This is a genomic window from Agrilactobacillus yilanensis (assembly GCF_003946725.1).
In the GTDB taxonomy this organism is placed as follows: domain Bacteria; phylum Bacillota; class Bacilli; order Lactobacillales; family Lactobacillaceae; genus Agrilactobacillus; species Agrilactobacillus yilanensis.
In genome coordinates, this window is the sequence record NZ_RHOY01000021.1 from 33,944 (window position 1) to 55,589 (window position 21,646).

The following is a 21,646-nucleotide window of genomic DNA, read 5'->3' on the forward strand; positions in this document are numbered from 1 at the left end:
TGCAGGCTTGTTACAATATCCAAAGATAGGTGCAAATCCTGCATGGATACCCTATAATATACATTAGTCATAATATAATTGAAATAAATGGAGGCAAGCGTAGTGGCAGAAAAGCATGAATCACAGTTAAAAATCTTTGCTTTGAATGGGAATCCAGACTTAGCGCAAAAAATTGCGGATCAGGTGGGTGTGCCGTTAAGTGGGGCAACTGTGAAACACTTCAGTGATGGTGAAATTCAAATTGGAATCAATGAGAGTGTCCGTAATGATGATACGTTCATTGTTCAATCTGTTTCAGATCCTGTTAATGAAAATTTTATGGAACTCATGATCATGATTGATGCCTTACGTCGGGCTAGTGCTCGGACGATCAATGTGGTGTTGCCTTATTTTGCTTATTCTAGAGCAGATCGTAAATCTAGACCTCGTGAACCGATTACTGCAAAATTAGTGTCTAATTTAATTGAAATGGACGGGGCAACACGTGTCCTAACGTTAGATTTACACGCGGACCAAATTCAAGGTTTCTTTGATATTCCAGTGGATCATTTACAAGCGATCCCATTATTAGCCCACTATTTCATGAATTTGAATTTGGGTGATAGTGAAGATGTTGTGGTCGTGGCACCTGATCATAGCACTACGAAACGGGCGCGGGCTTTAGCTGAATATTTTGGCGCACAAATTGCAATCGTTGATAAACGGGATAATAAAGAAGCGGTTGATCCTTTAGATATTATCGGGGATGTGGCTGGCAAAACTTGCATTGTTATTGACGATATGATTGATACAAGCACCCGGGTTGTTTATTCAGCAAATTCTTTATTAGCCGCTGGCGCCAAAGAAGTTTATGCTGGGGTGACCCACGCCCTATTTTCAGCAGGCGCTGCAGAATCATTACAAGCTTCAGCGATTAAGCAAATTGTTGTCACAGATTCAATTAAGATTCCTGAAGAAAAGAAATTTGCAAAGTTAGCGCAAGTTTCTGTAGGCCCCTTATTGGGTCAAGCCGTGGAAATGACTTATGAACGCCAAGCTGTTGATGAATTATTCCAAGAAACTGCTGCTGAAAAACTTTATATGGAAAACAAACTTTAAACAAAGTGTCATAAAAAAACTAGCAACTGGATCAAAAGGCGACTTTTGATTTGGCGGCTAGTTTTTTTGCTTAGGCAGAGATTGTCGGAAAAATAAAAAAGTTATGCACTTGTGGATAAACCAAAAATCAACTAGTTACTGACAAAGGATTTAATTTTTGATAAAATAGTTATAATAAAGAAAACCCCTACGATCTACTTCAAAACTTACCAGTCCAGTCTATTAAGTTGGTTAACTATGAATGGCTGGATAAAGTCTTGCGATATCTGTGGGATTCTTTTATGAGGAATTCAATATATTTAAGATATTAATGAAAAGGTGAAATTATGATTTTATCACATTATAAAATTAAGCATCGCTTTGGAAAATTACGTTGGCTTTTTGGGACTGGTATCGGTGCGAGCGTAGTGGCTTTTGGCATGGATATCGCCGGGCCTCTCTTAGCCGGAAGTTCGCCTGATAATCCTGCATTCAAGATTATTATATGGGCCGTTGGTGCTCTGTTCGTCATGATAGGTAGTGTAATTATTGGTTGGCAATTATATCGGTTGATCAAATTGTTGCCTTTCAAAGGTGGCATTCAAGCGCCAACTGTACGTAATCGCTGGTATCGTCGTTGGTGGCAGTCATTAAAACATCAAACGTTACCCCATGCTTTAAGACCAAAGACGCATAAACGAGTTTATGTAATGTTTCGCGATAGTGAGCAATATACCGATTATGCGCAACCGTTTAATGAATTCGTCAATCTAATGAATGGCCGCGCATTACCAGAAGTCGCTCAGTGGCAAAGTGAGTATCAGGTGTTATTGACTCAGATTGAGCAATATGGTGATGATCATCAATTTAATAATCAGGATTTACGACAACGGTCGGCTCAGTATAAGTGGCCAACTTTAATTTGGCATAATCATTATCGAGCACTGGCAGTGACGCTACCAGATTTGAACTTGTACCAACACACGATGACTCGTATGTACCAGGCTTTAGACACAGTTGCTGATGGGGGACTCTGGGAATTTGATTACCTTAATCAAATAAGGTATGAACAAATAACACTAAAAGGGGCTGCTGAATTAAGGCGTATGATCAATCAGTATGCGCGTTCACATGATGGTGAATTAAATATTGAGGAGATGCCTGAGAATCAAACAGAACAGTTTGGCGTTGCTAATGATCATCGAGATCACTACTGGTGTTATGTGTTGTTGTTAGCTAACGGGCGTTTTTATGTGGGGATTACTAATAACCCTTCTCGTCGGATGAAAGAACATCAATCCGGTTCAGGTTCAAAGGTGACGCATAACGGTCAGGTAGTCGGTATGGCAGCACTTAAAGATCTTGGGACGATGACTTACGGTGCGGCTGAGCGATTAGAAGATGAAGAAACATTACGACTTATGACGCGTTATGGCGTGACTAATGTCCGCGGTGGGCATTGGGCCATTGACGAAACAAAAAATACGATTTTTCGGTTATTACGTCAGCGCGGTGATATTTTGGCTACACACAATATTAGTCCTTATGATATGCTCTGGGGCGATTAGTATTGGTGATTATGACCTTATTTTAGAATTATAGTTAACCAAATAAAAAGCTAGACCCGCTGGCCTAGCTTTTTTGCATTAAGCATTGTAAATAAATGAAATAATTACGTTACAAACAAAAACAAAGATGATGACACCCCAAGATAAACTCCGCAATCGATCGCGACTGCTCGTTTCTAAAAAAGTGTAGATCACGGTTACCAAAAATAAAATTAAGATGATCGTCTGAAAGATCGCAAAAAATGAATTTTCCATGGCAACTTGCATGATGTTAAAAACCACTGTAGCCAAGGCTAAAACAATGGAGCCTACAAAAGGGCCACGACCACTTTTTTCCATAGTAAGACCTCCGAATCAATACTGATTATCTTACTGAATTCTAGCGCTGTTGGCAACTAGTAACTTAACGCCAATTAATTCTAGAAAAGACCCGCTTGCCTAACACTTCGCGCATGAAGACAAAAACCGGAACAGCGCTAAAGCCTAACGGTAGATAGAAAATTGCTAAACGCCAAGAAATTAGAGAAACAAATTTAAAGATACCGCCTAAACCTAAAAAGACGGCAAGAAAGGCCACAATTAAGCTGACAATCAAAACGAGTTTGCCGCGGTTTAATGGCCAGGAGATAGCCGCTAATGCACAAAAGCCGACGATGCCCGTCATTAGAACAGTTAACGTTGAGGTGGTGCTGTAGGATAAACTAAAGATTCGACCAATAACTTGAATGATCACGGTATAAAAAACCACACTTAAGGCGCCGGGAAGCGCAGTTTCCATGACATTAAGCATAAAGCGTTTTTTGATCGCTTGATAATTGGGCTCTAAAGCTAAGATAAAAGATGGTAGCCCCACAGTTAACGCAGAAATAGGGGTTAACTGTCTTGGCCGGAAAGGATAGTCGCTGTTTAAGAAGATGAATAAAATGGTTAAAATAACCGAATAGATCGTTTTGATTAAGTATAAAGAAGCCACACGTTCTACGTTGTTAATGACCCGGCGGCCTTCGTTTAAAACGAAGATCATCGCGTCAAAGTTAGAATCTAATAGTACAAAATCCGCAATACTTTGCGTAGATTCAGCACCGCTGGCCATGGCCACGCTACAATCAGATTGGCGCAAAGCTAAAATATCATTAACGCCATCTCCCGTCATGCCTACAGTGTGCCCGGCTTTTTGGTAAGCGGCAATTAAGTGCTGCTTTTGCACGGGACTGACTCGGCCAAAGACGGTATATTTGGCCACCAGCGCATCAAAATCACCATCTGGGCCAATTGTGGACATATCAATGGCCGCACTGGCATGTTCAATCCCCGCTTGCTGAGCCACATGGGAGACGGTTAAAGGATTATCTCCGGAAATAACTTTAATCGCTACTTGTTGTGCCCGTAAATACGCAAAAGTTTCTTCAGCATTGGGCCGTAATTCATCAGTAATCAATAATAAAGCCACGGGGGTTAACGTATCATTATTTTCTTGTCGCAGGGGTGTTTGACCAGCGGTGACTAATAACACCCGAAAGCCTTCTTTGGCAAATGTTGTGATTTGCTGTTGCTGCTGGTCAGATAATGGCGACTGCTGATAGATAAATTCAGGCGCCCCGATAATGACACTCATGCCATCCGTAAATTCCACACCGCTCCATTTCCGTTGTGAAGAAAACGGGATGGTCGTTTTTGTCTCAGGGGTCGTTTTTTCAAAAAAATGCTTTAAAGCCGTTGCTGTTTGATTTTCGTCATTGATGCCGTAGACCGCATTTGCAATTAAGTCTTGTAACTGCTGGTCGGGCTGATCACTTAAATTAATTAAGCGATGCACCGTTAGATTCCCAGTTGTGATGGTGCCAGTTTTGTCTAAGCAAAGGGTATCGACCCGGGCCAAAGACTCAATGGCACTTAAAGAACGAACGAGGACCTTTTTTCGACTCAAATTGACAGCCCCGACGGCTAAAGCGATGGAAGTCAATAAGACGAGGCCTTCTGGGATCATGCCCACCATCGCCGCAGCAGTATTCAAAATAGATTGATTTAAACTGCTGCCTCGATGTAAGGTGGCCACCAATAAAAGGGCACCTAGGGGCATGATCACAATGGTTAAGACTTTAATGATCCGATTAATCGTGTTTAATAATTCGCTGCTGTCACGTTTTTCCTGCTGGGCTTGATTCGCTAATTTGGACACAAAACTCTGATCACCAACAGCCGTTACTTGGCACAGTATTTGGCCGCTGATTAAAAAACTACCAGACATTAAAGGATCGCCCACATTTTTTAAAATTGCATCGGTTTCACCGGTGAGTTGCGATTCGTCCACCTCGGCGTTACGCGTCTGTAGTACGTGGCCATCCACTGGGATGCTGTCACCACGTTTAAGTAAAAGGACATCATCTAGTACAATATCTGCACGGTGCAAGGCCACTAATTGATGGTTACGAATCACTTCATAACTTTCTTGAGTCAATAGCGACATACTATCAATGGCCCGCTTAGCCCGAATTTCTTGAACAATACCAATCACCGTGTTAAAAAAGACAGTACCCATGAAAAGCAGATCTAAATAACTATGGGTATACGAGACGAACACAGCAATAATGACGTTAATCAAGTTGAATAACGTCAAGGTATTGTCGGAAATAATCCGCTTAATACTACGGGTTAGTGGTTTTGGCGGTGTATTTTGTTGGTGATTGGCGATCCGTTGTGCAACTTGTGCATCTGTTAGACCAATCGACGCAATATCTTTTATTTTAGCCATCTGCTATACCTCATTTATTTTTACCATAGTTTAATTTTACTTCATTTCTGTGAAAAAAATGCGTTAAATTAAAAAATCAGCCCCAAGTTGGATAAAGGCTGAAAAATTTAAAGTTCTAAGTTTATTTAAGGCAAAATAAAGAGCCGCTAGTTGGGAGTTCCAGCGACTCAGGAGTAAGGGTTGTCTGTGTTCAACAACACAGACCTGATTTTACTTTGGAGGAGTAAAATGAAAAAGCTAATACTGATAGAATATTGGGGGTATTGCTATCAGTAGTGGGGTTGGATAAAATGACTATTGATTAATAATCATTTACAAGTGCTACTTTAATATGGAAATGTGAAGAAATTATGAATAAAATGGGGTAAACACCAAAAATCAGACTTAAGGAGTAGGCCAATGACAAGAACAGTTTTTTTCGATTTAGACGGGACTTTAACCAATTCTAAAAAAGGAATTTTAAGTGCCCTGCATTATGCTTTTGACCAGATGCATCAGCCGCAACCAGACGGGGTGACACTGATGAAATTTATTGGACCGGCCTTGCCAGATTCTTTACGGGAATTCACCGCAATGCAGACGTTACCGGAAATAAAGCGATTTATCGAAGCCTTTCAAGAATATTATGGGGCAAAAGGCTGGTCTGAAAATGAAGTTTTTCCAGGTATTTCACCAATGCTGCAACATTTAAATACTGCTGGGATCCAAGTGGCTGTTGCGACAGCTAAACCTGAGAAATTTTCAGTTCGTATCTGTGATCACTTTGAGTTTACGCCCCAATTAATTGGGATTAGCGCCGCAACGAATGATGAAGTTACTCGGACACAAAAGGCAGATATTGTGGCTTATGGCCTGACCGAATTTAAGATTGAAGATTTAGCCAATACGATTATGGTGGGTGATCGGGCCAGTGATATTCATGGTGGTCAAGTGAATCATTTAAAAACAATCGGTGTAGGCTATGGTTTCGGTACTTTAGAGGAATTAAATGCGGCTCAGCCAACGTATTTAGCACCAACTGTGGCGGATTTAGAACAAAAACTTTTAGATTGGAGCATTTAAAATGGCTTATCGGATCGAAAAAGATGCCTTAGGACCGGTTGAAGTACCGGATAATGTCTTATGGGGCCCCCAGACACAACGGAGTTTAAAAAACTTTGAGATTGGCCCTAAGATGCCTTATGACGTGATTCAAGCGCTAATAACGGTCAAAATGGCAGCCGCAGCCGTGAATCAGAAGCTCGGCGTTTTGGACAAAGCTAAAGCCGAGCTCATCGTGGCCAGCTGTCAAAAATTGTTGGCTGGCGATTATCAAGCTCAATTTCCGTTAGTTGTTTATCAAACTGGCAGCGGCACACAAACCAACATGAATGTGAACGAAGTGATTGTGCACATGGCCCAGCAAATCAATCCTAATTTACCCCTGCATCCTAACGATGATGTGAACCATAGTCAAAGCTCCAATGACACTTTTCCAACGGCAATGGCCATTACTGCAAGTTTAAAAATACCCCTGCTTTTAAAAACTTTAACGCAGCTGCGACAGACGTTAAAACAAAAAATTGTTGAATTTGACAGTGTGATCAAAATTGGGCGTACCCATTTACAAGATGCCACACCATTAACTGTTGGCCAAGAATTAAGCGGTTATGAAAGTGCGCTAGCCCACGATCAAGCTTATTTGACACAACTGCAAGCCACACTTTTGGAATTGCCAATTGGGGGGACTGCGGTAGGTACCGGTTTAAACGCACCGGCAGAATTTGCGGTGGAGATGACCCATTATTTAGCCCAGCATTATCAAATGAATTTTGTGCCGGCACCTAATAATTTCCAAGGCTTAGCCAATCATAGTGGGTTAAATATTGTCCACGGCGCTTTAAAAACATTAGCCAGCGATCTGGTCAAAATTGGCAACGACATTCGTTTTTTGGCATCTGGACCTAGAGCTGGCTATGGTGAGTTTCAAATTCCAGCCAATGAACCGGGCTCATCAATTATGCCGGGAAAAGTGAACCCTACCCAAGTAGAAGCGTTAACGATGGTTTGTGCCCGTGTTTTTGGCAATGATACGACCTTAACTTTCGCAGCCAGCCAAGGTAACTTTGAATTAAATGTTTATAAACCAGTGATTATTGCCACTTTTTTGGAAAGTTGCACATTATTAACGCAAGTGATCCATTCTTTTGACGTTCATTTGATGAAGGGGTTAAGTGTGCATCCAAAACGCATTGCGGCATTGATGACCCATTCGTTGATGACGGTTACAGCGCTGACGCCGCACATTGGTTACAGTAAGAGTGCAGAAATTGCCCAAAAGGCGCAAAAAGAAGGCACCACCTTAAAAGATGCTGCCTTAGCTTTAAATTATTTAACAGCGGAACAGTTTGATGCTTGGATGGATTTCAAAAAAATGGTCTAAGCCTTATCGGTCAATAAAAAGCCTTGCTGATGAACGACGTGTAATAATTCACCACGGGCATCTGGTTGGGTCATTAAGCTGCGTTTGACTTGATTCGTGAACGTGTCCACCCGCTTGTTCGCTTCTCGTAAGTCGTAATATTCGTGGACGCGGGCATCGTAGTCTTCTAACTGCGGTAAGATTGGCGTTGGTAATTGATAGCTATTTTCAAAGTGCATAAATGTTTCAGGTAAGCGGGGTTTGAGCTGTGGCTGTTGATCAGGATAACCAACCGCTAGTCCTAGAATTGGGAAAGTTAATTTTGGCAAGTCTAAAATATCTATGATCTTTTGGGCATCATTTAAAATACTGCCTAAAATAACCGTACCCAGGCCTAAACTTTCAGCAGCATTTACCGTATTTTGAACGGCTAAGACGGTATCGGAGAAGCCAGCAAAAAATTTTGCGGCAGAGCCTAGTTTATTTTCATCTTGGCCTTGTTCATGACCAATTTGTAAATTACGATATTGGTCTAGCACGAAAACAAATAAATGACCGTTGTTAGCTATGTAAGGTTGGTGGCTAACTTCAGAGATCGCTTGTTTTTTAACGGGATCGGTCACACTAATTACTGTGCAAGCTTGTAGAAATTGAGAGGACGCTGTATGTCGGGCCACATCAATTAGCGCTTGGACAGTTTCTTTGTCTAACGGGATTTGTTTAAAAGCTCGGATGGTCTTGTGATTAATCTGGCGTTGAATGGTATCGTTAAAAGCTTCGTTAACTGGTTTCATGGGTTAAACTCCTTTATCTTTAGTTGCGGATGTTCATACAATTTAAACTTCCAGGTACTTTCATTCTAAGCTAAATAGTAGATTAAAAAAAGAGATATGGTAAATATTAGAATAAGTGGTATAATTACAAAAATTTTACTGTTTCTTGCTTGTATCTGACGTTTGTGATTGTTATAACTGAGTTAGTGACGACACTTTAGTGGCAGATCCTTTGGGTTTGCCATTATTTTGATTCCAAATTCATGGCAAAGTTGGCGGGATTGTTGTTAAAATCTTTGTATTGGAGCGATTTGTATGATAAGTTTTATCATCAATTGGTCAGATCAACGGTTTAAAACCCGTAAGCCAGAGGCACGCCGTGAGGGTTATGGTCTTGTATCTGGATTCATTGGTTTGGGGACAAATGTATTGTTGGCAGTGATGAAATTAATGATCGGCCTTTTTTCAGGTAGTGTTTCAATTATGGCAGACGCACTAAATAGTGTGACAGACACTTTTGCTTCAATTTTGACGTTGATGGGTTTTAAAATTGCGGCCAAAGATCCTGATGAAGGCCATCCCTATGGCCATCAGCGGTTTGAATATATTAGTGGCTTGTTTATTTCAATTTTATTGTTATTTGTGGGAATACAGTTTTTACAGACTTCTGTCAAAAAAATTATAACGCCCCACAGTGTGAAAATATCACTGTTAGTCTTAATCGTGTTGGCTATTTCAATTTTGATGAAATTATGGCAAAATTTATTTTATGAACGCATTGGGCACCATATTAATTCTCAAACATTAATTGCCACCGCTAAAGACAGCTTTATGGATGTTTTAACAACGGCCGCGATTTTAGTTTCGGCATTGATTTATCAAATTTGGCAGTTAAATATTGACGGCTGGGTTGGCTTAGCGGTGGCGATTTACATTAGTATTAGCGGTTTTTTGATGTTGCGGGAATTCACCAATCAATTGTTAGGCAATCGCCCAAGTTTTAAAGCGGTAGACCGGATGACTAAAGCGTTGGAGCAGTATCATGCGCTGTTAGGCTTTCACGATTTGTTGATTCATAGTTATGGGCCTAATGCAATTTTTGCCACAGTTGATGTGGAGATTGATAGTCGGTGGACATTGGACCAGGCCCATGAGATGATCAATGATATTGAACAAGATTTTAAAAAACAATTGGCGGTGACGTTAGTTTGTCATCTGGATCCGATTGATCTGGATAATCGCCATTACAATGAAATTCATAGCGCGATTAAACGGATTATTAAAGCTTATGATATGAACTTGCATACCCATGACTTTCATGTGGAACAAGAAGAAAGTGGTGAAGTGGTGCAGTTTGATATTGTGGTCCCACAAAAGATTGACGTTAGCGATCATGATTTAAATCAACAAATTACCCGGGATTTAAAAGAGGAATTTCCGGATATTGCTACAGATATTAATTTTGATCATAACTATATTGGTGAAGATAAAAGCACTTTTGATGATGATTCAGCAGCTTCTTAGTTTTTGGATAGTCGGGGCTTATTTGGGAGGTATTTATGAACAATACAATTGTCAGTAATTTGAACTTAATACTTTGGGTTTGGGCGTTTATCAGTCTTGGTATTTTTTTGGCATCTTGGACTTATGAACGTCGGCGACTCCTGAATGGGATTTTATTTAATCTTTGTGTCTTGAGCTGCCTACTGCCAATTGGCTTATTTGTAATTCGTTCTGCGGATACACGGCCGCGCTTAGTTGCCGTTGTGGTCGTATTATTTGCAATTGTGGCCGGCATTGTTTTATTGCTATTCTTATCTTTTGTTTTCCTACTACTGTGGAATGCCCGCATTGTTTGGCAGCGCGAAGCCCATACAGTGGCCAATAGTTTAACGTTGATCTTGGCCCTTGGGATCATTGCATTGTGGATTATGAACTTAGTGGCCGTGAATCGATTTTTGCCGGATTGGATGAATCAGTTAATTGCGATTTTACCGCTGATTGTTTTTTATGTATTAGCCTCGTTTTATAATTATTTGACCAATCTATTTTTGTATCAATTTAATCGGCCCCGTTATCGCCAAGATTACGTGATTGTTCTAGGCGCTGGCTTGTTGAACGGCACTGAAGTATCGCCTTTATTGGCGCAGCGGATTGACCGTGGTTTGAAATTTTATCGCAAGCAAGTCCAAAAGACCGGAGTCGGGCCTAAAATGGTTTTTTCCGGTGGTCAAGGCGGGGATGAAAAAATCGCAGAAGGCGCAGCCATGGCAAAATACGCCATTGCGCAAGGCTTGGCGCCGACGGATGTCTTAGCAGAAACGGAATCTAAAAATACATTAGAAAACATGCAATTTTCTAAAGCTTTAATTCAAAAAGATGCAGGCAAACCTGCCAGCGACTGCCGGGTTATTTTTGTCTCAAATAACTATCATACGTTTAGAGCAGGTATCTATGCTCGGCTGGCGGATTTAAAGGCAAATGGCATTGGCAGCAAGACTTCAAAGTACTTTTTGCCTAATGCTGTCATTCGTGAATACATTGCCATTTTTATGATGAAAAAAAAGCAGCATATGATCGTAATTGGGACGATTGTTGGCTTAGATGTTTTATCGTTACTTTTTAACAAAATTTTTTCAGTGTAATGGTGGTTTTTTTATAAAAGTTGATGTAGGCTTAAGACGGGTTATCCGCTTTCAAGCCGGATAACCCCGAAGTAATTTAGCCTTCGACATTCAAAGCTATTTTGCAGATAAAACTAGATCAGGTTTTTAAACCAGAGAGGGGTTATCAGTGTGTCACTTATCTTATTTATTTATTTGGTATCTATCGTTGCGGGGTGTAGCATTTGTCTACTCACCCATTTGCCAGAGGTTGGCCTACATAGATACAGACCGGGCAATCGACGTCATTTAAAGCGCCTGCCCTAGAAATTAATATAGCATCACACAAAAAGCCTTGAGGGCAATTAAACGCTCAAGGCTTTTTGTATTAATCTTTATCTGAAGTTTCAGGTTCACTGGCTTCAGTTTTTTTAGTTTTAAAATTATCAGTGCTGGTAACTTCAAACCAATTAACATAGGCATGTTCATAATCAACGACTTTAAAAGAAAAGCGATCAATTTTAATCACACTATCTTGCTTTAAATCTGGATAATTATCAATAATGTAACCGGCAACTGTCGTGACATCAGAAGCTTGAAATTCTGGAATGCGACATTTGAAGAAACGCTCAAAGTCATACAAAGTAGTTTTGCCGCTGACATTATACGTATGGGCATCTTTTTTGATGATGTATTCATCAGAGACATCATCAATTTCATCTTTGACCGTTCCGAATAGTTCTTCATAAATATCTTTATCCGTGACAATCCCACTAGTCCCGCCATATTCGTCCACGACCACCACAATAGGGGTCTGCCGTTTGATCATTTGGTTCAAAATATCTTGAATTGGCATACTTTCGGGGACCGTAATCATTGAACGCAACAGGCGGCTGATGCCAATATGGCCATCGACTTGATCTTGGCGGACGAGATCATAAGCATAGACGTAACCAAGAATTTTGTCTTTATCATTTTCAGCGACCACTGGAAAACGACTGTAGCCTTGTTGCAAGTAGTCTTTGATCACATCGTCAACTGTGTCTGTAATATCTACCACGTACAGGCTTGTTCGGTCAACCATAATATCCTTAGCCACTTTGTCATTTAAGTCAAAGGCACGTTGCATGTACAAATAATCGTTTTGATCCATCTCACCGTTCGTCACGGAAAGCTGGGTTAATTTTAAAATCTCAGATTGTGAGAAGACTTCATTTTCTTCATCTGCAGGCTTCAATCCAATCAGCCGCACAATCCCTAAAGCAGATTTGTTCAGTAACCATACGAAAGGATAGAAGACGGTATGAAAGGCTTTTAACGGGGTTACAACGATCATTAAGACCCGAATCGGCATATCAATACTGATGTTTTTAGGCACAATTTCAGTAATCACCACTTCCAGGTAAGTTAACAAAGCAACCCCTAAAATGGCCCCGACTAAGTTTAAACTCTGACCGGCCAATAAATGGGTCCAGCCAAAAAACTCTACCAGCAAAGTGCGGATGGTATCTTCCCCAATCCAACCTAAGATAATCCCAGTCATACTGGTCCCAACTTGGGTGGTAGAGAGATATTCATTCAAATTTTTGACCATATACAGGGCATTTCTCAGCTTACGCTTATTGCCTTGACCTTCATTAAGCCGTTCTTCCAGCTGACTGACACGTGCTTGTACTAGGGCAAATTCAGCAGCTACGAAGAAGGCGGCTAAGATGAAGGTGACTAAGATAATAATGATATTGTTCAACAGCTGACCCTCGTCCAATTAAATTCCTCATTTCTAAAACTTATTTTTAGTTATTCATTCACGGTTACGTTGGTACTAGGCACCCATTGATCGGCACCTAGATTGTACCAGTCAATACCGCCAATGTTTACAACTTGATGATACCGCCAAGCGCTGCCAGTTGCAAAAAGTCGGCCGGTAACTTGTTGATCATAATAAGGCGAATTATAAGCGGCGATTTGTTGACCATAGGCTTTGTCAATCGTAAGCACACCTTGTTTTTGCACATTGCTTAATTCTAAAAAGCGGCCGTTTACCCATTGGTTTTTACCGATGTTATAAAAATATTGCTGGTTAATGAAGGTTTTACCATAAGTCCGCCATTGGGTATTGTTCGCCAGTTTTTGACCGGTGGCTTGCCCATTGATTGGGGCAGTGAGCACTTGAGTTTTACCGCCAGGGGCATTTTTAATTGTTCCGATACCAGCTTCTTGAATATCAATTTGCTGTAAAGCACTGGTTTTATCCACGAGCTGAGTATCATCTGTAATATTAAACAGTTTAAATTGATAGGTGTAGCCGTTAGGATAGTTTTGCAAACCATTTAAAGTCACGGTATATTGATGGCCGCTGACTAAAGGCAAGGTAGGTGTAAAAGTATAAACGCTCTTATAGCTGCCGTATTGGTAAATACTGGCATCTAAAAGGTCATTGGCGTTTTGCTGCTGATTGGTTGTTTCGTCTTTAATAACAACATTTAAGTCGCCACTAGCTTGCTGTTTTTCAGAGAAATAAATGGACCAAGGGACTAGGTGATGGTTGTAGACAGGTTTTGTCAAGGCTTCCAACGGGAAAACACCGGCACTAGGATAGGTCACGATATTTTTTTGCGGCTGGGCACTGCTTGCCGTTAGCCAATTGTCGTTCATCACCATCATATCTACATATTTCCAAGAATTAGTACCATAAGCGGCCCCGATCCCAAAGTTTTGTAGGTAAGGGGATAAAATCCAAGCCCGGTGACCGGTATCATTACCGTCAATATTGTTATTATCAGCGATCAGACCGTCTACCGTAGAGCCTGCACTCTCACCATTAGCTCTAAAGTACAAGTTGCTGGCATTCGTCACAAATTGAGCTTGCTGCCACACATACGTTGAAATGTAATCGGGGCGGGTGGCATTGGCGAGACCATGTTGACTGAGCATCGGATTGGCGTTAACACCTGCCAGAACACTAGCGCCAACTTGGGAAAGATAGTTTTGGTCGTTAGTGGTCTGTACACTAGGCAACCCCACAAGTCTGCGGTAATAATTTAGCCATTGGGTTGTTGCATCAATATAATTATGTTTAATTTGACCCACTCTAAAAGGCGCGCCACTTAGGTTGGTAGGTGAGGCGTAGATCGTTTGGGCATTGTATTCCGTCTGATCCATTTTTTTGTATAAAGCGGTCAGTTCCCGGATTTGGCGCTGTTCCGCTGTGGTATATGTATGATCGTCGGTTGGTGCGGCTACTGTAGCAGCAGCTGTGGTAGTGGTTGCTTGGACTTGATCTAAGCTAAGACTCAAACTCAAAGCCCCCAAAATAGCGGCTGAGTAGCATCCAAATTTTGTTAAGTTCATTTAAAGCACTCCCTTCCCAATATCTAATATTAATTATAACGAATTTTCCGTGTAAAAAGTATTAATAAGTAGATTTTACCGTAGATAATGGGGATAATTAATTAAGTAGACTGAAAAATTTTTTATATTTTTTCAAGGTCGGCTTGCGACCCGCTATAACGCTGTCTATAATGGTGGTATAACGGTCAAATTAAAGTAGGAGGTGTGGACATGGCTGGTAACCATGAATTTAAGGAATACAAGACACCAAGTCAAGTAGCGCAACTTATTGGCGTCAGTGTGCCAACGTTACGCAAATACTCACTAATGATTGAAAAAGCAACAACTGAGCGTTATTTTGAACGCAACCAGCAAAACACCCGCTTATATACACAAGAAAATGTAGAACGTCTAAAAGAATTAACAAAATTAAGCAAAAGCCCGGATCGGACACTACAAGACGTGATTGCCCAGCTGTATACCATCACCGAGTCAAAAGCAACGACAGCCACTGGGAATGCACCTACTGGCACGGCTCAGCCGGTTCAGCGGCCGACAGCAACGAATGAAATTGCCCCGGTGGAGCAGTTTATGAATGTTTTGACAAATATGCAAGATACGGTCACCCAGCAAAAACAAACCATTGACGCCTTGCAGCAGCAATTAAAAATTGTTCAAGAACAAAATTTAGCTATTTTAGAGCATCTGAATCATACCGACGGGGCAACGGATTTTGAAGAAGGGATCCGTTTGCCAGATGAAAATAAATTGCATATTACGGAAATGAGTCAGCCTGAAAGCGTTGCTGAAAACTATGAAGCGCTAGAAAATAAACACGCTATTGTAGACGATGATTTAGACGCTGCTGAGAAAGTAGTTAGACCTCGGACTTTGCAAGATATGCAGCTGGAGCCAGAGCCTAAAAAGCATTGGTGGCAAAGACTGATGGATCGTTCGTAATAAATAAGTTTCGTCGGTGGTAAAGTTTGATAAAATAAGAATAGACATGTGATAAAAGGAAATGGGGGAAGCGACTATGGCACTTTTTGGTAACAATCCAGATAACAACAATCTCCAAGATCCAAAGGAAAAACGGGATAAACAAACGAAGCGACCTAATGAATCGGTACCGCAGTCTGAATTTGCCGGACTAGATTTTGATGACTTAAACGGACCGTCTCAACCGTCAATGCCCACTAATGACCCAACGCCTTATTATGAAGCACCCACTGCACCCATGACGGCGCCAACAGAATTTGCAGAAGGACAGCCAGACTTTTTGGCTGAAAATACACCGCATAGTGTCAACCAGCCGGCACCAACACCGACTGCAGCGCCATTCAAGGCCACACCGGATGTGTCACCAGTCCCACCGTTGAACCCTGAACAAAACACCATGCCTTATCAATCACAGCCAACACCATCTGCGACGTACCCTTGGAAGCAGACACAACAGCAGTTGGTTAACTTACAGCAGCAAGAAGATACGTTAAAACAACAATTAAAACAAGAACTATTAGATCAACGGAGCTTTTTAAAACATGATTTGCGGCGGCAGAATTTAAATTTAATTAATAGCCAAACAAAAGTCGGGGATGGCGCTCAAAAGATTCAAAGTCAAATTGATGAAGTGAATGACGGCCTCGTCCAATGGTTCGGTACTAAAAAAATTGCCAATCATGTTTTCTTTAATAAAAAACGAACTTATTACTTACTGGAAGATAGTCTAGCCATCACGAATGATTCCGTGCAAAAGGGATTGTTGGGCCAATTAAAACAGCTATTTGAGGGCATGCAAATGGCTTTAGGGCATATTTCCGCAAATTATAACGATCAGCTGAATTTAGTCGGGCAGGAATTGCGGCAGCAAGGTTTGTTGACGAAAAATACACAGCTGATTAATAAATATCAAGACTTGCAAGAATATAATAAAAATCTAAATCATAGACCGGTAGATGTGCCAATTGCCGGCAATATGTCCACCGTTCATGACACCGAAAATCGAGCGGATAAAGTTTATGATGCCAAGCAACAGCTGATCATGATCATTTACTATCAATCTGAAAAACAGATTCATGTCATTGAACATTATCGGGAAAACGTCGTGATTAGCCGGGATATTTTTGACCGGAACGGTGCGATTTCAGCAACTCAATATTTTGATCAAAGTAATAACAAACGCATTATTCGAGAAAATTTCTACCGGACCGATGGCTCACTGGTTTTAATTAAAAGCTATCAAGATAATGAACCTTATATTCAATTATTAAGTCGTTCCAACGTTTTAATGGCGATCTTTAATTCAGAACTAGAATTAACGTTGTGGTGGTTAGAAAACCATGTATTTGATGCGGAGACAACGATTTTAATTAGTGTCGATTCACCGTTATATCAGCCGTTATTAACGTTAGAAAATCGTCAAGTAGAGATTCTGCCAATTTTGGACAATTATGAAGCCAATACTGAGATTACGGACCAGTTAATGCAGGAAAATGCGCCAATTGACAGCTTACTAGTGACACAGTCAGCGGCTAAAACTTATCTTGAAAACAATACGCAACATGATTTAGATATTTCTGTTTTACCGGCCGGGACAGCGACGCCGGATTTTGAAGCAGAGTCTCAGAAGTTTTAATTTAAGCTGACGTCAGAAATGGGGCATTTGATGACAAAGTTAAAAGTAGCACTGGCTCAGATGGATATTGCATTTGGGGCACCGGCGCAAAATTTTGAAAAAGTAGCCGCTTTTGTAGCACAGGCGGCTGAACAGCACGCGGATATTGTGGCCTTTCCTGAAATGTGGAATACCGGCTATGCCTTGAAGCAATTAGGGCAGTTGGCTGATGTAAATGGCCTGGAGACACAAAAAAAATTGAGTCAGCTGGCTAAAACGTATCACATTTATATATTTGGCGGCTCAGTGGCCGTTGCTGCAGATCAAAAATTTTATAACACCACTTATGTCTTTGATAATGAAGGCCAGTTATTGAGTACGTACCAAAAAGTACATCTATTTGGGTTGATGCATGAAGGCGATTTTATGGCTGCTGGCCAGCAAGCGAGTCATTTTGATGTTTTGGGCGTTCCGGCAACCAATGTGATTTGCTATGATATTCGTTTTCCAGAATGGCTACGAAAATTGAGTGCAGCTGGCAGCCAACTTATTTTTGTACCTGCGGAATGGCCAAGCGTGCGCACGCCGCAGTGGACACGCCTATTAGCAGCTCGGGCGATTGAAAATCAAAGTTTTGTAGTCGCCATTAATCGAGTGGGACAAGATCCAGATAACGTTTTTGGCGGCCATTCTTTAGTGCTGGATCCATTAGGCAATGAATTATTATGTCTTGACGACCAAGAACAGCTGCAGGTGGTAACAATTGACTTAGCAGAAATTGATAAAATTCGTGGCGAGATTCCAGTTTTTGAGGATCGCCGCGTAGATTTATATTATGACTAAAATAAAATAGCGATTGAAATACTCCAAATTGTTAGATATGATTCTAACGACTTAGAGTATTTTTTTGTGAATGGCCCCTTGAGATTAAATTAATGATACTATTGGGGTGCAAATAATTTTCTGAGCGCAATGCTCAATTAACATATTGACTAAACAGGGTCTGATCCCGATGGAATTAGGACCCACAAAGGAGAAAGTTGTGGCTGATCTAGTCTATCAACGCGTGATTAAAGCGTTACAAAATCAAATTGATGCCGGCAAGTTTTCAGATTTGAAATTACCGAATGAACGTATTCTAGCTGAAGAATTTCAAGTGAGCCGGAGCAGTATAAAAAAAGCTTTAAATAGTTTGATTCAGCGGGGCGTTGTCTTTCAAAAGCAAGGCGCCGGCACCTTTATTAATCCCTTATATTTAAAAAATCGGCCTATGTTTGATATTGCTGGCGATAATGTCGGGGTTACAGATACCTTTCAACGCAATGGCAAACGGCCGGATATTAAAGTGATTGATTTTAATGTTGTACCGGCTAGTCCAGAAGTTCAAGAATCTTTATTTTTGGAGCCCGGCGAATTTGTTTATGAAATTCAGCGGCTGCGGTCTTTTGATGATCAGCCTTTTATGATTGAAGATGGTTTTGTCCCAATTAAGCTAGTTCCAGATTTGACTAAAAAAAATATTGCTGGTTCATTGTACAAATACTTGCATGAATCCCGAAACATTGCGGTAACCCGGTCATTTCTGACGATCTCTGCAGATGTCTCCACGGCAAACGACCAAAAGTTATTAAATCTTAAACCGGTGGAACCGGTGGGCGTGATGGAAGGGATTTTCTTCATGGATCGGGGCACACCCATTGAATTTTCGCACATGCGATTGCATTATAAATTTATGCGCTACAACACTTTCACCTTGTTAAATTAAAATTGGTACGTTCCTTTTGCGAAATTGGTTGACATATTGATTTTTTTTGCTTATGATAGAACCATAAACTAACAACTGTCATACAAATAGGAGGATCACAATGGTAGCTAAAACTAAAAACACTGATTATTCCTCAAAAGCATATTTCGGTTTACTGAACAAGTATTGGCGTGCTGCAAATTATGTTTCTGTTGGTCAACTTTATTTAAAAGATAATCCCTTATTAAAACGGGACTTAAAACCCTCTGATGTCAAGGTTCATCCTATTGGTCACTGGGGTACTATTTCAGGACAAAACTTTATTTATGCCCATTTAAATCGGGCAATTTTAAAATATGATTTGAACATGTTCTACATCGAAGGGCCCGGTCACGGTGGCCAAGTGATGGTTTCTAACTCATATTTAGATGGCAGCTATACGGAAATTTACCCACGCATTACCGAAGATGAAACTGGGATGAAACGGTTATTCAAACAATTCTCTTTCCCTGGCGGTATTGCATCACATGCTGCTGCTGAAACACCAGGTTCTATCCATGAAGGTGGGGAATTAGGTTACTCACTATCCCACGGTGTTGGCGCAATTTTTGACAATCCAGACGTGATTGCTGCAACAATTATCGGGGATGGGGAAGCTGAAACTGGCCCATTAGCTGGTTCTTGGTTCTCTAATGCATTCATTAACCCAGTTACCGATGGGGCTGTTTTACCAATCTTGAATTTAAACGGCTTTAAGATTGCCAATCCAACAATCTTAGCCCGTAAAACAGATGAAGAATTACAAAAATATTTTGAAGGTTTAGGCTGGGCACCAATTTTTGTTGAAGGCAATGATCCTGAAAAATTACATCCAGAAATGGCTGAAGCTGTGGATACAGCGGTTGAAAAGATCCGTGCCATCCAAGCTGAAGAACGTAAAGGTTCTGCTGAAGATGCAACACGTCCAGTATGGCCAATGATTATCTTCAGAACACCAAAAGGCTGGACTGGGCCAAAATCTTGGGACGGCCAACCAATTGAAAATTCATTCAGAGCCCATCAAATTCCAATTCCAGTAGATCAAACAGATTTAACACATGCGGATGCTTTAATTGACTGGTTGAAATCTTATAAACCAGAAGAATTATTTGATGAAAATGGGACATTGTTACCAGAAATCAAAGCAATGGCACCAACTGGCGATCGCAGAATGGCTAAGAACCCCATTACAAATGGTGGCTTAGATCCTAAACCATTAAACTTACCAGAATGGCAAGATTATGCTTTAGATAACAGCAAGCGCGGTCAAGTTGAAGCGCAAGACATGGTAGAATTGGGTAAATTCTTCCGTGGTGTCATTGAAAATAATCCAAAGAACTTCCGGATTTTTGGCCCTGACGAAACAGCTTCTAACCGCCTACAAGAAGTATTTAATGATACAAAACGGCAATGGTTGGAACCTATTATGCCAGGTAATGATCAATGGATGGCCCCAACTGGCCGAGTAATTGACTCACAACTTTCCGAACACCAAGATGAAGGTTGGCTAGAAGGCTATACATTAACAGGCCGTCATGGTATTTTTGCCAGCTATGAAGCTTTCTTACGGGTTGTGGATTCAATGTTGACACAACACTTCAAGTGGATCCGTAAAGCTGATGAATTGGCTTGGCGGAACAAATACCCTTCATTAAACGTGATCTCTGCATCAACTTCTTTCCAACAAGATCATAATGGGTATACCCATCAAGATCCTGGTGTATTAACACACTTGGCTGAAAAGAAACCTAAATATATCCGTGAATATTTACCAGCAGATACAAATACGTTGTTGGCAGTGATGCATAAAGCTTTAGGTATGACACAAACTTTGAACTTAACGGTTGCGTCTAAGCACCCAAGACCACAATTTTACTCTGTTCAAGAAGCGGAACAATTAGTGGCTGACGGGCTTAAAGTGATTGACTGGGCAAGTACAACAAAACCTGGTGAAACACCAGATGTTGTTATTGCTGCAGCAGGAACTGAACCAAACTTAGAAGCTTTAGCTTCAATTACAATCTTGCATCAACAATTCCCTGACTTGAAGATTCGGTTCATCAACGTTGTGGACTTATTGAAACTACGGCATCCATCTGAAGATCCTAGAGGTTTAAGTGATGTTGATTTTGATAACTACTTCACGACAGACAAACCAGTGATCTTTGCTTTCCACGGTTACGAAGACTTGGTTCAAAGTATCTTTTTCCGTCGCCATAACCATAATTTATATGTTCATGGCTACCGTGAAGATGGGGATATTACAACACCATTTGATATCCGGGTAATGAACGAATTAGATCGCTTCCATTTGGCTAAGGAAGCTGCTACAAGTGTTTATGGCACAAAAGCAGCTGAATTTAACTCAGCAATGGATGATAAATTACAAGAACATCATGATTTCATCCGTTCAGAAGGTACCGATTTACCAGAAGTTGAAAATTGGCACTGGAAAGACGTTAACTAAATTAAAAAATTGTATTAAAAAAGAAGCTAGATTAGAAAAATTTCTGATCTAGCTTCTTTTTTGTTCTGGGTTTGAAACGCGCTTACCAACACTGATTTCTACATATAACTACGCCTTGTTGCCAGTCGCCAGCGACTGCCTGCCAAGTCTAGGTTATATTGCGAAATCACCCGTGTTGGTTCACGCTCTGCATAAACGCGTTCAGGGGCACTGACTTCTCACCTAACTACGAATTATTTATAAGCGAAATACGCTTATTTCATAATTCTAGGTTAGTG

At 40.8% G+C, this 21,646-nt stretch carries 16 protein-coding genes; 11 read left to right on the top strand and 5 right to left on the bottom strand.

From position 1 onward, the window contains the following. The first annotated feature begins 102 nt into the window (after positions 1-102). Positions 103-1,098: a ribose-phosphate diphosphokinase gene (locus EKM93_RS11950; protein ID WP_164507086.1), complete on the top strand. Its 996-nt coding sequence runs from the start codon at positions 103-105 to the stop codon at positions 1,096-1,098. Between the two features lie 326 nt (positions 1,099-1,424). Beyond that, positions 1,425-2,645: a GIY-YIG nuclease family protein gene (locus EKM93_RS11955; protein WP_125715808.1), complete on the top strand. Its 1,221-nt coding sequence runs from the start codon at positions 1,425-1,427 to the stop codon at positions 2,643-2,645. A 78-nt stretch (positions 2,646-2,723) separates the two neighbouring features. Here EKM93_RS11955 and EKM93_RS11960 read toward each other — a convergent pair whose 3' ends face one another. Beyond that, positions 2,724-2,984, bottom strand: coding sequence for a hypothetical protein (locus tag EKM93_RS11960; RefSeq protein WP_125715809.1), 261 nt, complete (start codon positions 2,982-2,984; stop codon positions 2,724-2,726). 64 nt (positions 2,985-3,048) lie between these two features. Beyond that, on the bottom strand, positions 3,049-5,397 hold the full coding sequence (locus EKM93_RS11965; protein WP_125715810.1) for an HAD-IC family P-type ATPase: 2,349 nt from the start codon (positions 5,395-5,397) through the stop codon (positions 3,049-3,051). A 399-nt stretch (positions 5,398-5,796) separates the two neighbouring features. On the opposite strand from EKM93_RS11965, the gene EKM93_RS11970 reads away from it, so the two are divergent. After that, entirely contained in the window at positions 5,797-6,459 is a 663-nt protein-coding gene (locus EKM93_RS11970; protein WP_125715811.1) for an HAD hydrolase-like protein, read from the top strand. A 1-nt stretch (position 6,460) separates the two neighbouring features. Continuing rightward, a complete protein-coding gene (locus tag EKM93_RS11975; protein ID WP_125715812.1) occupies positions 6,461-7,819 on the top strand; it encodes a class II fumarate hydratase in 1,359 nt (452 codons plus the stop codon). Here the strand turns inward: EKM93_RS11975 and EKM93_RS11980 are convergent. Further along, a complete protein-coding gene (locus EKM93_RS11980) occupies positions 7,816-8,592 on the bottom strand; it encodes an NADPH-dependent oxidoreductase (RefSeq protein ID WP_125715813.1) in 777 nt (258 codons plus the stop codon). The genes EKM93_RS11975 and EKM93_RS11980 overlap by 4 nt on opposite strands. Positions 8,593-8,886: 294 nt before the next feature. Here EKM93_RS11980 and EKM93_RS11985 point away from each other — a divergent pair, with 294 nt between their 5' ends. Together EKM93_RS11985 and EKM93_RS11990 are read left to right on the top strand one after the other, a co-directional pair. Continuing rightward, positions 8,887-10,095 (top strand): cation diffusion facilitator family transporter, encoded by a 1,209-nt coding sequence (locus EKM93_RS11985; RefSeq protein WP_125715814.1) that lies wholly within the window; start codon positions 8,887-8,889, stop codon positions 10,093-10,095. A gap of 35 nt (positions 10,096-10,130) precedes the next feature. Continuing rightward, on the top strand, positions 10,131-11,216 hold the full coding sequence (locus tag EKM93_RS11990; RefSeq protein ID WP_125715815.1) for a YdcF family protein: 1,086 nt from the start codon (positions 10,131-10,133) through the stop codon (positions 11,214-11,216). A 346-nt stretch (positions 11,217-11,562) separates the two neighbouring features. Here the strand turns inward: EKM93_RS11990 and EKM93_RS11995 are convergent, their stop codons facing one another. Further along, positions 11,563-12,939, bottom strand: coding sequence for a hemolysin family protein (locus EKM93_RS11995; RefSeq protein WP_125715816.1), 1,377 nt, complete (start codon positions 12,937-12,939; stop codon positions 11,563-11,565). Between the two features lie 32 nt (positions 12,940-12,971). After that, entirely contained in the window at positions 12,972-14,525 is a 1,554-nt protein-coding gene (locus EKM93_RS12000; RefSeq protein ID WP_125715817.1) for an SLAP domain-containing protein, read from the bottom strand. Between the two features lie 210 nt (positions 14,526-14,735). Between EKM93_RS12000 and EKM93_RS12005 the strand changes: the two genes are divergently transcribed. From EKM93_RS12005 to EKM93_RS12025, 5 genes are all read left to right on the top strand, one after another. After that, the gene (locus EKM93_RS12005; protein ID WP_125715818.1) at positions 14,736-15,464 is read left to right on the top strand and encodes a MerR family transcriptional regulator; all 729 of its coding nucleotides are present in this window, start codon (positions 14,736-14,738) and stop codon (positions 15,462-15,464) included. 76 nt (positions 15,465-15,540) lie between these two features. Further along, complete coding sequence (locus EKM93_RS12010; RefSeq protein WP_125715819.1) at positions 15,541-17,139, top strand: hypothetical protein; 1,599 nt, start codon at positions 15,541-15,543, stop codon at positions 17,137-17,139. A 30-nt stretch (positions 17,140-17,169) separates the two neighbouring features. After that, the gene (locus tag EKM93_RS12015; protein WP_125715820.1) at positions 17,170-17,961 is read left to right on the top strand and encodes a carbon-nitrogen family hydrolase; all 792 of its coding nucleotides are present in this window, start codon (positions 17,170-17,172) and stop codon (positions 17,959-17,961) included. 199 nt (positions 17,962-18,160) lie between these two features. Continuing rightward, the gene (locus EKM93_RS12020; protein ID WP_125715824.1) at positions 18,161-18,883 is read left to right on the top strand and encodes a GntR family transcriptional regulator; all 723 of its coding nucleotides are present in this window, start codon (positions 18,161-18,163) and stop codon (positions 18,881-18,883) included. Between the two features lie 100 nt (positions 18,884-18,983). After that, positions 18,984-21,368 (top strand): phosphoketolase family protein, encoded by a 2,385-nt coding sequence (locus tag EKM93_RS12025; protein ID WP_125715821.1) that lies wholly within the window; start codon positions 18,984-18,986, stop codon positions 21,366-21,368. Positions 21,369-21,646 lie beyond the last annotated feature (278 nt).